Genomic DNA, 13282 nt, shown 5'->3' with positions numbered 1-13282 from the left:
CTCTTTTCCGCTTGGGCTCCAGTCATTCAAGTCTAGCCGCTCTTGCTCACACCCTCTAGTCAGGGTTCAGGCTAGCAGAAATAGCTCCTCTTCACAAAGATCCGCCGAAGACTTTCAGTCTTCTCTGGCTTTTGGCTCCAGAGGTCTATTTCTCCCGCTAGCCTTCACACCCTCTTGTTGAAACCGATTTTGGATTTGTTTTTGTTGGTCCAGGATGTCCCAGCTTTCGTCGGATAGGCGGTTGATGCTTTGCCAGTCACGGAGCTTGGAGGTCTGGCCTTGGTTAGCTAGGATGGGACGTTGGTATAAACTATCGGCTAGGGAGCTTTGGACGGGGGCTGATAAGAGGTAGTCGACGAATTCCTGGGCCAGGTCCAAGTGCTTGGTCCCCTTGGCGATGCCGACTGCAGCGGGCAGGTAGAGGGTGCCCTCCTCAGGGTAGATCAAGTCCAATTCTGCCCCATCGGCAATCATTTGTTGGGCCACAGCTTCTGTAGACAAGCCGACTGCCACTTGCCCTTGGACGAGACTCTGGTTGACCTCCGAAGATTCCTTATAGATCTGGGCTTCCTGGGCCAGGTAAAGTTGGCGCACATAGTCCCAAGCCGCGTCCGATTGATAGCCGCCCTTGGCCAAAAGAATAGTCAGTAATTGGGAGAAGCCACTGGAAGAGAGCCGGGGGTCGGCCAGACCAATCTTACCCTTGAGCGCCGGATCGAGCAAATCTCCATAAGAATGAATAGTCAAATCCTGGGTCAGCTGGCGGTTGGCCAAAATCACCGTCCCCTCCATGGCATAGGGCGTATAGGTCTGGTCCTTAGACCGGAAGATAGCTGGCAGCTTATCCGCTCCCTTGGCAGTATAGGGGATAAAATAATCCCGGTTAGCTTCATACCAGAGGCTCGATCCGCCAAAAAGCAGGTCTGGAGCAGGATCGCCCTGGCCCGATTTGAGTCGATCAAAAAGCTTGCCTGTTGCATCCTGGATGACTTGAACCTTGACCCCATAAGCCTGCTCGAAAGCGGGAACGACCGTTGCCAACAAAGCCTCCGAATTGGGCGAATAAATCACCAGGCTTTTTTCTGGACCGGAGTCTTTTTCCTCCACTTGCCTAGTTGATTGAAAATAAACCAGGCCTAGAAGCAAGAGCAGGACTAGGCCAAGTCCCAGCCAAAATTTAGTCTGTTTTCTCATCCTGGCCTCCCTTTCTAAAGGCTGTGGGAGTCATCCCCACATACTTCTTAAAGACCTGGTCGAAGTAGTTATAATCGGAAAAGCCAAGGTCTGTAGCCAAGTCTGAAATCCTCAAGTCTTCCTGGGCTTCTAAGAGTTGGACGGCTTGGGAAATTCGATAGCGCTGGATATAGTCGCTCAGGCTAACGGTCAGACTGGCCTTGATCTTCCGGTAGAGATAGGACTCGCTGTAACCCAGGACCTTTGCCATCCGCGCCATGGTCAGCTTCTCCTTGAAGTGGGTGTGGACATAGGCGAGAACCTCCTGGACGAGGGCATCAGGGTCTGCAACGAGGCCAGACAAGAGCTCATCTGCCAGACCCTGCCTTTCCTCTTCCGGTGCCAGCCGGGACAAGGCTTCGCGGACAGAAGCCAGGAGTTCCTCTTCATCGATCGGTTTGGTCACAAAGTTCACCACCCCGTAGCGGATAGCCGCCTTGGCATTGGCGAAATCATTGTAGCCCGAGATAATAATCTTCTCAAAAGTCAGGTCTGACACGGCGTCAAACATCTCAAAAGCCCCCATGAAGGGCATGGTGATATCCGTCAGCACCAGGTCGGGCTGGCTGTCGCGGATCAAAGCTGCGCCCTCCTGACCATTCGAGGCCTCGCCGACCACCAGGGCTCCCAGCTGGGCATAGTCCACACCGTAGACCAACCACTTACGAATCCATTCTTCATCTTCAACGATCACAATCCGGTACATGAGCCGGCCTCCTTATCCAATAAATTAAACACGCCCCCTCGTCCGAGTCCTTCACTTCCAACTGGGCCTCAGGGTATAGAAAATGCAGGCGCTTGATCGAATTCATCAAGCCGTGCTGGCCGCGGTTGGCAGCCAAGTCTGCGGCTAAATGAGCCCGCGCCTCCTGACTAAAGCCCGGCCCATTATCGGCCAGACAAAAGAAGACCTGGTCCTCCTCGCAATCCACGGTCAAGTCAATCCGCAAGTCCGGCCGCTGGTCCCGCCCATACTTAATGGCATTCTCAATCGCCGAAAGCAAGAAGAGCCGGGGCACCTGGACCTGGCCCAAAGCCTCCGGACAGTGAATGGCATAAGAAAATTGGGGAAAGCGCACCTGGGTGACCTGGAGATAATGGTCAATCACCTTCAGATCTTCAGCCAGGGCAGCATCCGCCATCTGCCCACCCATGGAATAGCGGAGGATGGTCGTCAGCGAGCGGATCAACTGGCTGCAGACTTTGGGGTCAAACTGGCTAGTGATCCGGATCGTCTCCAGCGTATTGTAGAGAAAGTGGGGGTTGAACTGGGCCTCCAACATTTTGCGCTCATAATTGACCCGGTCCCGCTCCAAGTCAATCTGGTCGGCATTGAGCTGGCGGATCCGCGCCAACATCAGGTTCATGGCCTGGGCTAAGTAGGCAAAGTCTGCCTCATAGTCCCCCTCAAGACGCTCCTGGTCCCCCTGGGAAATGCGCCGGGTCTCTCCCACCAAACTATCGATAGCCTGGCTGTTGTGCTTGGCCAGATAAGCCGCGAAATGATTGGTCAATCCCACCATGAAAAGAATCAAAAGTAGGAGTCCAGCCAGAGAAATCGCCAAGAGCGACAGGATAGGCAGGAAGAGAATCTGGGTCTGGAGCTGGAAGCCGGAAGCGAGGGGCGTCTGCTGTCTAAGGTAGACCTGGTTATTGACCCAGGCAAAATGTCCACGCCCCGCCACATGATCAAGATTCGCAGACTTGTCAGAAGCCAGGACGCGGCTATAGGGATTCAAGAGGATATAGGATACCGCATCGATCCGGTCTGCCTGAACCAGGTCCTGGCCCTTGATCAAGTAAACCGCCAGCTTATCCGGCTGGCGACGGTAGACCATCAAGTAAGGCTGGCCCGCCACATCGAAATAAGTCAATCGCCCTGCCTCACCCTCGCCACCGGCCAAGAGCTGGCGGTAGCTTGCCGGCAAGGGCCGGTCGGGTGCATTATTATAGACTTCTTCCCCCTCCCCATCGAGCAGGAAAACTTGTCCCTCCAAGTGGTTGTCAGCCTGGGTCCGGTAGAAGCGGTAGGACAAGTCCCGCCCCGGTCCCTCTGCCGCTAACATGGCCTCGAGGACCCGGTCCGCCCCAGCTAAATCATCCGCAAAAGCCGCCGCAATCCCCTCCGTATCGCGCCGCAACTGGGTCGTCTGCTCAATATAAGCATAGGCCATAAAAACAAGTACAAGAATCGTCGACACCAGGACCACCAAGAGCGTCCCAATCCTTACCATATCCCGCTCCAAAGATTCTCGAAACGTCTGAGCCATAAGCCCACCTCCTTGCTTATCTAGTATAGACCATTTAAAAGAAAAAAACACGAATTAAATTTCATGATTATCCCGGTACCGGCATCTTCTTAAGCGTTAATGCCGGTAGCTCTTTTGATTCGGCATTATCTCTAATGACAATGCCGGTGCAGGCAAAAAGTCTTCTTTTATCTCTTTCCTCAGCCACAAAGGCCAAAAATTAAAGAAGAATGAATGCTTACCAAAGATATTTTGAAATAAAAAATTCATTATTTTATTATTGATGACTACTAAATTTAAGAAGCATTTCTATTTTGAGCAGGAGTGGCGCTTTAATTTTGGTCGTTAGCCATTTGAGTCTCGCTAGGTGAGAGACCTTGGCTCGAGCCGGTGCCATGGCTCTATAACGACCAAAAATTAAAGCAGAACGTATGCTCACTAGTACAATTTAAAAAGGAAGCAAGACTTCAAAAAAACAGAAATCCCGTCCCTTAAGACAAAATTTCTGTTCTTTTTGATCTAGTCTTTAACCTTGTAGTCCGATTCATCGAAGCCGAGCAGGAACTGAGCCACGATCGTCACAACGGTCACAATTAAGATCGTGATGATGGCTTCAACGAGATAGGATTGGTCCTTGGACACCCACATAGGCAGGCTCAGAAGGGCCGGCGTCACGTAGATAAAGGCCTTCATCTTCATCAAGCTGGCGAAGATCCCACCAGCACAGGCACCGATCATGGAAGCGTACATCGGTTTTTTCAAAGGCAGGTTAACCCCGTACATGACAGGACCGGTTGTCCCACCCAGTAAGGCAGTCAGTCCGGTTGAAAAGGCCAGGGACTTCAGCTCCTTGTTCTTAGCCCGCAGACCGATGGCGAGACCGGCAGCGGCTTGGGACATGTTGGCGCAGAGGGCAACCACGCGGATAATGGGGTCGTAGCCCTGCTCCGCCACCAGGGTAATGGAGATAGGACTGAGCGACTTGTGGACACCAATGGAAACCAACCATGGATAGGCCGCAGCCAGGAGTGGAATGGCGATAAAGCCAATGTTGTCATAGAGCCAAACTGACCCATCTGCGATCACATGGGAGACCCAGTCGCCGACCGGACCAAAGACAAGGAAGGTCAGCGGTGCAGTTACCAACATGGTCATCAAGGGAACGCCGAAGACCTTGATCATATCTGGGATAAACTTGCGGAAGAAACGTTCAATGTAAGACATCATCCAGACCGTCAGGAGGGCCGAAACCAGGGTCGTGTCATACTCAATCAGGGGAATATGGAAGCCCAAGAAATTAACATCCGTTCCCGCTTCAATCATCTTAACCCAAGTGGGGTGGACAGTCATCAAGCCCATGAAGGCACCTAGGTAGCGGTTGGCCCCGAAGACCTTGGCAGCCGAGAAACCGACATAGCCGGGCAGGAAGTAGTAAGACGTATCAAAGATAAACTTCAGGAAGATGTACAAGCTATCGTCCTCAGCCAAGACGCCGGTCAGGTTAAGGACTAGGACAATGACCTTACCTAGCCCAGCCCCAGCCATGATCGGAACCACTGGAGAAAGGGATGCCGTGATGGCCTTGATTGCCTTGTTGAAGACGGATTCCTTCTTCTCTTCCTTGGCTTCTTCTTTCGGACCTTGGTCCATCAGGTCGAGGACCTTCTCATAGATTTCCTGGCGGCTGTTCTGGATGTGGAGGGTCAGCTGGTAGCCGTCCAGGTCCAGGGACTGGATGCCGTCAAGACTGGCCAATTGGTCCAATTTCACTAAGGAGAGGTCTTTGAGTTCTAGCTCAATTCCCTCATCTACTAATTCGATATATTTAATATTGTCCGAGCCGGCTAAGGCAGCCAAAATGGCCCGGGATTCCTGTTCAAACACAAGAAAAACCTCCTCATAACTTCTATAGTTGAATTATAGAAGAGATGAAAAGGCTTAAATAGGGAAGAAGTGGGCTAGAATGTGGAAAATTCTATACTTTTTGGATGATGCAAAGTGAATTGTGCTCTGAGCATACGTTGCGCTGTTGAATTTGGTCCTTGAAAAGCCATGGCACCGGCTCGAGCCAAGGTCTCTCGCCTAACGAGACTTAAAGGGAGAGTAAGGCTTGCGCCAACTCTCCCTAATTCGCTTCGTTTGCTTTTTCATGGCTAACGATCAAACTCGAGCTCCACTCCTGCTCAGAATCATAATGGTGCTTAAACTATAGAAGTGCTATTTTCCACATTGCTAGCTATAGAAATGACAGGAAATCAAATAGACGGTTTACTTTTGAATAGTGTGCCCTGCTACAAAAATCGTTTTGTACCTATAAAATTTCATCATTCACTTTCACTTGTGAAATTATTAGTATTTACTGTTGGTATAACAATTGCATCTTCATTATCTAATGAGCTAACAACTGAAATAAATGTTCTTAAATATGGGAAAAGAATTGCCGTACCATTAACTCTAAGATAATCGATGTGATTAATTTTTTCATTAATTTTAAATTGTCCGACTACCGTCATACTAATCGCCCGCTGAATATCATTATTTTTACTTCTAGCAGCTACAGAAGTCGATAATTCGATTTGGGCAATTTCTTTATCCTCACTTACACCAATATTTGCAGAAATATCCCCTATCTTAGGATCTAAATTATTAACTTCATTTAGTTCATTGAAATGTTGCAATCTAATGTTTGAAATGCGATAACTCAATAGCTCAATTACAGGTTGATTATCCATTGAAGAGCTTCCTTTCTACACTGCACACGAAAGATTCTGTATTTCTTGATATGCATTCGACTTATAATTAAATGTTTCAAAATACAGTCTCTTCTTTGATTTCTTTTGTATATTATCATTTTCATTTTCTTGAATTTTAGTTTTATATGAGTAGATACCCTCCATATTTATAGAAAAAATTGAGCTGTAAGATGCATACTTATCTTGAGAATAAAAGCCTGGTTTTAAATCAGTTCTAATCTCTATATCCATCTCATTAGCTATTTGTTCCAACTTTTTTAGGTCTATCATAATTAAATCTCCTCCTCTAAAAATAATTGGACTTTTTCAAAATCAATACTTTCATTATCATAAATACAAAACTGAACTTGTAAATTAAAAATACCAAATTCCTCTAAGTTCCATAAATGCTTAGGAGAAGGTTTATAGTAAGTTTGTTTACTTGCAATTTTAGAGGTATATTTAACATACATTTCAATTAAATAGGCTCGCATTTCAATTTCATTAACCATTTGATCAGTATTTAAACTAATGCCTTGTGACTTTAATTCTTGCAAGAAATTAAATAGTTTTTGTCTATCTTCCTCAGTATCTAAATCAAGTAAATCGTTTCTATTGATCTTAAAGTTTTGTATTTGTAATATAGCTAGTTTTTTTAATCTATCACGTCTACACGCCTGTACGCCCCACCATTTTGCTTTTTCAAGGTCATTTATAAAGAAATAAATTCCATTTCCTAACCAATGATCATTTCTTTTTCTGAAAGTAAATTCTTTGTTTTTAAGGATTTCAGTAGCACCTCTAGCAGTTGTTCCATGATAGAGAAGATAATATATTACATCATCGGTCACCGTATTCACCTTTTCATTGCTACAAAGTAATTATTAAATTAATATATGACTTTGGAAGGATCCTTGCTAAAAGTATATACAATAATACCCTTAGATTAAGTAATTACTAAGGGTACGATTGGTAAATAATTGACTTCTTCTCTTCCACAAATTGATTATAACATTTCACTAGTTTGTTAGCTAGACAAAAGCTAAACCTTCCTATATTTCATTCAATCAAATCAATTTTTCTAATATAATGATACCAAAAAGTTAAGTTATGACTACAGCTTTTGTAACATACTAAGTGGCATATTCAATAAATTAGCTGCATCACTGTATCTAATATCCCCTGCATAATAGGCATTGAACACAGTCTCCGTTACGAGAGGATCGAGCCGGGACTGCAAAGTTGTCCAAAAATCAGGACCTCCTGAAGCTTGTTTTCTTTTAGCTTCACTTTGCCTAAATTGTTCACTGACTTCTTCGGCAACTTCTTGATATAAGGTTTGGTCAATAAAGTCGGCATCTAAAGCACGGCGCGCAATAACGATTTGGCTCACCTTAAATTTCCTAGATAAGTCTTCAATTAAAGCTCTAGTTGGGGTCTGGTCATGCCAAGACTTCAGAAAAGCAGCTCGAGGGACTAAAATTTCAGCCGCAAAAGCATTGCATAGTCTCTCAGACTGGCTAAGATCATTTGGCATCTTATTAGCTGACAAAACATCTTCTTGGCCTAACAAAATATGCCCAAATTCATGGAGAAGAGAGAATAAGCGTCCATTCTTAGAATCCTTGCCATTGATAAATATAAAGGGAGCATAGTCGTCCAAGATGACGAAAGCTCTAAATTCATCCAAATCAAGCGACCGATGCGTATTCAAAGCAACTTGCGATTGGACGACCACACTCGTCCCTATAGCATTCAAGCGCTGTCTAAAATATTTAAAAGCGCCTTGCCCTTGGAGATCTTTTTGCCAAACATGCGGAAGCCCTAAAAGTTTTCTTGCTTCATTCGCAAGTTCTTCAACATCGTCCACCGCGTATGTTTTATATTTAGCGACATAGTCCAAGTTCTCAAAGCCTTGCCGCTTACGATAGTCTGATAAAAAAGCCTGTTGATCCTCTACCCATTGAATACTCTCAATCAGTTCACGGGAAACAGATGAATGATCTTCTTTAGACCCCAAAGTCCGATAAGCAATCAGATCTGGTGTATCGTCAACTGGCTGCTCAAGGAAAAAATAACCAACTGGTACATGCAGTTCCTTACTTAAATCGACAAGCTGCTTAAAAGTAGGATAAATTTCCCCTGATAACCACTCGTCAAGTTTCTTAAAAGTAGACTTATTCGATAGGTCAACTTCCGTTAAGAAGGCTTGATCCATGTAATATTTAATCAGCTTCGGATTAACTGGCACGCGAGCTGTCGGCATTCAAATCCCCCCTCTCTCATTAAGCTCATTGTAGCAGAAATGGCCAAGAAAGACGACTGAGATCATCCTACGCCTAAGAAAAAAAGCCCTCCCCTAAGTCTTCTAATTGACTTAGGAGAGAGCCTTCGTTCATGAAATATCTAATAGGATGGTGCTGGATTTGTTGCACTCCAGTCTGGCCAATCACCTGAGTAATCGTAATCGTCTACTGGTGCATCATCTATATAACCGCTAGCTCCAGGTCCAGCAGATGGGGCACTAGGAGAAGGCGACGATGAACCCGGCTGTATATAAGGCGCTTGGCCATCATCAGATGGGAGACCTTCAGGGTAGCTCGTATCAGATGCTCCACTAGGCTGGATAGGTTCAGGGGTAGCATCATAGGGATCACGCCCACCATAAGTTGTTGAACCATATAAGTCATCGAGATCGATATAGGTCAAAGCCTCATTAATTTCGGCATCTGTGTAACCTTCTGCCTTCAACCAATAAATAATATTGCCTTTAGTGACGGCGCCATTCAACATGGCGTTCAAGCTCTCAATGATTGCCCCTTCCACCCGCTTAGAAGGATAATTCCCCTTCTGCTTGGTCTTAGTCCCTCTTGCAGTCGAAGATGTGGCGTCAGCCTTCTGTCCACTCGCCGTCTTCTTGAGCAAGCGGTCCTTCAATAGGTCAGCAGGGTTATAGTCCTGACTGCCTAGAAGTTTGCCCTGAGCAGTCTTGGCGAACAGGGTCACCGGCGCCTTCATATCCGCGATCTTGAAAGCAATGGCGGTCTTAGCACTTTCGTTTCGCTTCAGTTTCTTGTTCTGGGTCTTCCTGTAACGAGCATCCGGAAGTTTGGCGATAGCCAGGTCATTGTCCAAGTTATCATCCAACTGATCTTGGTGCTGGGTTGGAACAAAACAGCGGATCCAAGCCTCGAAAGGCGATAGCTCTTCCTCCGACTTGTTGGTCGCTTGGTACCAGAAGGCAATCACAGGGGCCTCCCCCTCTTCGTTACCCTCGGCCCCAACAGGCAGGACACGGACGTCCTCTATCTCGATATCAATATCCACCGTATCCAGGTAGGTCCCGTCAAAATCCTCGGGCACATTCTCATAGAGCTTCAACTTATCTGAGCGATAAGCTCCCGGTAAGGCAGACGACGGTGATTCCTTCTCACAAGCACACAAAACCAGGCCTACTATAACCAGCAAGGCCAAGCGGTATAATTTCCTCATCAGTCACTTCCTCCACAATCCATAATGAGAAAATTATAGCAAATTGGGGGATGGTGGTGTATCAAAGATCTTAATGGGTGTGAAAGTTTTTATCTAATCTTATGATTTTTAAAATCTAGGAGCAGTTTCACCATAAAAATATAGTTTAAATATAAAATTTATATCCAATTATGATAATAAATTTATAGTAGCTTTAAGTTACATTTCAACATATAAAAATGATTATCTACTTAAAAATTTTATTAACGAGTTGAAAACTTCCTCATTATTTTCAATAACAAAGACTATTTCTGTTGTTGCCCTAGTGATATTTTGAAATAACATCTTCGGTCCTGAGTAATAACTACCTCTCGTTGGACTTTTTATTTCCATTTTTCCTTCTTGATTTCTCTCATAATAGAAGAATTCAGGTATTATAACTACCGTCTTGTCAAACTCTTGACCTATCGTATATTGTGGAATGTTTTCACTTATTTTATAATCGTCAAATAAATCATAGTCGTATTGTGAAGGAGTATAACTCAATATTTTATATCTTTTATATCCATATGCTTTACATATTGCTTTAGTTTGTTCATGATCTGCAGTGTAAATTAATTTTATTTTCTCATCAGAGTTATCAATAACTTTAATTTGCTTTGGTCTATACTCCATAACTTGATCTATAAATACCGATAAATCTTGGTTAGTTCTAATATTCTTACTTAACTTATATTTTCTTCCATCATGTTCCTCTATATATTCAAAAAATTTTGCTTTTGCTTCTTCACCTTCACTATTTTCAAAAAAAGTTTGAAAAGGATCAAAGAAAAAATTTAACAGTATATTTTTTTCTTCAGCCTGATTCATAACATTTTCCATTTGATTTGGAAATATTCTTTGTGCTTCATCAATAAATATATATTTAGTGCTTTCAGAAATTTTTCCTGCTTTAAAAAATCTAGATTCGACTATATTAAAACCATTTTCCTGTAATTTTCTATGCCCACTATTCAAAGTCCCACAATGTATAATTAAGATATCTTCTTTAGTCTTATTGCAATTATTAATCAAATCTTGCACAATGCTATATAACAATAGAGATTTACCTGTTCCAGGCCCACCCTCGACCGCTATACAATAACTTTTATGATACGTTTTTAGGATTTCTTCTTGATGACTCGTTAACATATATTCTTCTTTTAAAAATTTTTTTGTGTTATTGAAAGGGTTTACTAAGTAATATTTAGGATGAAATATCTCGTCTAAATTACTCATTTGGATAATATCTTGGTTAATGATCATTTTATAAATATAAAGAAAGTCAACCTCAATAATACTATTAATATTTCCATTTTTAATACTACTAGCCAAACAAGTATTAGTTCCCGTATCTACAGAAATAATTTCAAAGTTATTATTTATTGCCTTTAAATAATACTCATTTCTATGAATTTGACTCATTTGTTTTTCCATGGTTGATCCATTTTTTATTTCAATATTTAAATTATAGTTATTTCCAAATCTTAGCAAATCGAATTCTTTTCCAATTTGTGGTATTTCATATCCACATTCAAATCCATTACTTTTCTTTATAAACTTATCAATTTCTACTCCTTCCAAAGATAACAGTTTGTCTACTAGCTTTGAGATAGATTCAAATTCTTCATCTCTCAAGCTAATCCCACTTTTTCTTAAATCTTCAGTATTTATCCCTTTATTTAAGCCAATATTTTTCAAAGTAATTAAGTCCATACATTCTCCTTCAAATTAATTCTGCATATCTCAAAAATTCAAAAAGTAAATATACTTTAAAAACGATTCATCTGAAATTCTCTAATCGCTGTTTTTGGTACTCCAAGTTCATTCATTACTAAGTAGTGCAGAATCTGCTCTAGAAGATTTAGTATCTCTACGACCTCATTAGGATCTGTAATTCTACTTTTATATTTATCAGGATCATCTCCATGAGTACGATAATTTCGAGTATCAACTAACTTGTGTGCAAGACTAGATATTGACTTGGAAGGACTCTTGTCTTCTTGTTTTATTTCACTTTTTATTGGATCAGGAAGCTCTTTAAATAATGTATTTAATTTTTTCCTAAGGTTTTTTTCATCATCATATTTAATATTCTCAGAAAAAACCTTAGTAAATTCAACATCTACATTATCTTGAATATATTCTAAAATTCTAGCTTGATTTTCATAGTATTCTTGAGGTTTATTATCCTTTATTTCTCTATAATTCCTGCAGAATACTTCTAAATATCTAATTAAATTCAATAGTTTATTTTCTGCAAAAGTTGGCATTGATAAAATCAGCAATAATACCGTCAACAATGAACTGCAACTTCTCTTTTTCTTGATACCAACTTTGAATCAAATCTTCGAAATTTTTAAATATTGAATTTGCAGTCATTCTTAACCCTTTTCCTACTACATTATTACTGCATAATTGAGTATAATAATATCTTCCTTTGACTATTGGAGCTCTATTTTTTTCTTTATTCTGTTCTATCTGAACCTTTGTATTTTGTACATTTTGATTATCATTATTCAATTCTTTAGTGAATTCTATGAACGTATGTCTTAAACTTTTAAATAAGACAAATTCATACAAATTTTTTATATAATTTGCGTGATCTAGCAATTCATAAAAATCGATCACTCCATTTGTACTAGATAAAATATAATTAATCTCTTCCTTATATGTAAAACTATGCCATCCATGATGGGGTATAGGTTGTAGCACTTCTTTAATTAGAAGGTTTTGATCTGTAATAGTGTATTTTATCGCCGAGGAAGGTTTAAATATAAACTGATAGGTACTATTAATTCGATCTTCTATTTCTTCAAAGTTTTTCCTATTTAAAATATCAGTAATCGTCTCGATCCCAAACTTTAATTTATCAACTTTTAATATTCTGTAGTCTTTTGAAAAAAGATCCAACACATCAGAGTTTATACCATTCTCATTGAAAGCCTCGCCAAAAAGCACTTCAATGATAAAAAATGAATTTACTATAAAATCACTAACTACGTAGCCGGGTATTGAACTATTCCACTTCTTCATGATAATATTATTCAAAATTATAAGTTTTCCATCTTGCGATAAACCATATAATCTTTGGATTTGATCTGTTTCTACATCTAAACCCTGAATTCTTAATATAATATTATCTGAATTATATGTTAAACTTCCAAAATAGTGATCTCTAATATTTTGACCATCCAAAAACCACAAACCTTCGATTACAAAGTCTTCTTCTAAGTTATACTTGCTTAATCTCATTATTAATCCCCTCCATAATTCTTATAGTTCAATTCTAAACGACTACATATAGTTTTTTCAACATAACCTTCGCACTATATCTAGTGTTTTCCAGAATTATTATTTGAATTTAATCTACACAATACTTTGAGATTAACCTTTACCTTAGATTTCAGTGTTGTGTCATTGTTAAAAGCCAAAAGAAAAAATACAGATTATGTGTTTCATCAGTAATTTAATAGACTAAACTAAATTTTCAAATGAATATGGACCCCCTGCAATTGAAATCGAGTCGTAGTTAATAAATTTAATCCACAATTACCC

12 protein-coding genes are annotated in these 13282 nt (G+C 41.3%); all 12 read right to left on the bottom strand.

Features of this window, described 5'->3' with window-relative positions:
- Positions 1–114: 114 nt before the first annotated feature.
- The gene (locus HMPREF3090_RS04255; protein ID WP_067975436.1) at positions 115–1194 is read right to left on the bottom strand and encodes an extracellular solute-binding protein; all 1080 of its coding nucleotides are present in this window, start codon (positions 1192–1194) and stop codon (positions 115–117) included.
- Entirely contained in the window at positions 1178–1939 is a 762-nt protein-coding gene (locus HMPREF3090_RS04250; RefSeq protein WP_070485995.1) for a response regulator transcription factor, read from the bottom strand. The genes HMPREF3090_RS04255 and HMPREF3090_RS04250 overlap by 17 nt, the downstream gene beginning before the upstream one ends.
- A complete protein-coding gene (locus HMPREF3090_RS04245; RefSeq protein ID WP_070485993.1) occupies positions 1917–3503 on the bottom strand; it encodes a sensor histidine kinase in 1587 nt (528 codons plus the stop codon). Before HMPREF3090_RS04245 ends, HMPREF3090_RS04250 begins: the two co-directional genes overlap by 23 nt.
- Positions 3504–4001: 498 nt before the next feature.
- A complete protein-coding gene (locus HMPREF3090_RS04240; protein WP_067975425.1) occupies positions 4002–5366 on the bottom strand; it encodes a PTS sugar transporter subunit IIC in 1365 nt (454 codons plus the stop codon).
- 440 nt (positions 5367–5806) lie between these two features.
- Positions 5807–6214, bottom strand: coding sequence for a protein-export chaperone SecB (locus HMPREF3090_RS09950; protein WP_083272371.1), 408 nt, complete (start codon positions 6212–6214; stop codon positions 5807–5809).
- Positions 6215–6229: 15 nt separating this feature from the next.
- Positions 6230–6505, bottom strand: coding sequence for a hypothetical protein (locus HMPREF3090_RS04230; RefSeq protein WP_067975422.1), 276 nt, complete (start codon positions 6503–6505; stop codon positions 6230–6232).
- A 2-nt stretch (positions 6506–6507) separates the two neighbouring features.
- Positions 6508–7065 (bottom strand): hypothetical protein, encoded by a 558-nt coding sequence (locus tag HMPREF3090_RS04225; RefSeq protein WP_067975419.1) that lies wholly within the window; start codon positions 7063–7065, stop codon positions 6508–6510.
- A 263-nt stretch (positions 7066–7328) separates the two neighbouring features.
- Entirely contained in the window at positions 7329–8480 is a 1152-nt protein-coding gene (locus HMPREF3090_RS04220) for an ImmA/IrrE family metallo-endopeptidase (protein ID WP_067975416.1), read from the bottom strand.
- A gap of 140 nt (positions 8481–8620) precedes the next feature.
- Positions 8621–9706, bottom strand: a complete 1086-nt coding sequence (locus tag HMPREF3090_RS04215; RefSeq protein ID WP_067975412.1) for a DUF5067 domain-containing protein — start codon at positions 9704–9706, stop codon at positions 8621–8623.
- A gap of 222 nt (positions 9707–9928) precedes the next feature.
- A complete protein-coding gene (locus HMPREF3090_RS04210; protein ID WP_067975409.1) occupies positions 9929–11440 on the bottom strand; it encodes a DNA/RNA helicase domain-containing protein in 1512 nt (503 codons plus the stop codon).
- 56 nt (positions 11441–11496) lie between these two features.
- Entirely contained in the window at positions 11497–12024 is a 528-nt protein-coding gene (locus HMPREF3090_RS04205) for a HEPN domain-containing protein (protein WP_143485077.1), read from the bottom strand.
- On the bottom strand, positions 11975–12979 hold the full coding sequence (locus HMPREF3090_RS04200) for a hypothetical protein (RefSeq protein ID WP_067975401.1): 1005 nt from the start codon (positions 12977–12979) through the stop codon (positions 11975–11977). The genes HMPREF3090_RS04205 and HMPREF3090_RS04200 overlap by 50 nt, the downstream gene beginning before the upstream one ends.
- Positions 12980–13282: the final 303 nt, after the last annotated feature.

The sequence above is a fragment of the Aerococcus sp. HMSC23C02 genome (assembly GCF_001806805.1).
Lineage (GTDB): Bacteria > Bacillota > Bacilli > Lactobacillales > Aerococcaceae > Aerococcus > Aerococcus sanguinicola.
The sequence above is the reverse complement of the archived record's forward strand: the minus strand, read 5'-3'. Positions and strand labels throughout refer to the sequence as shown.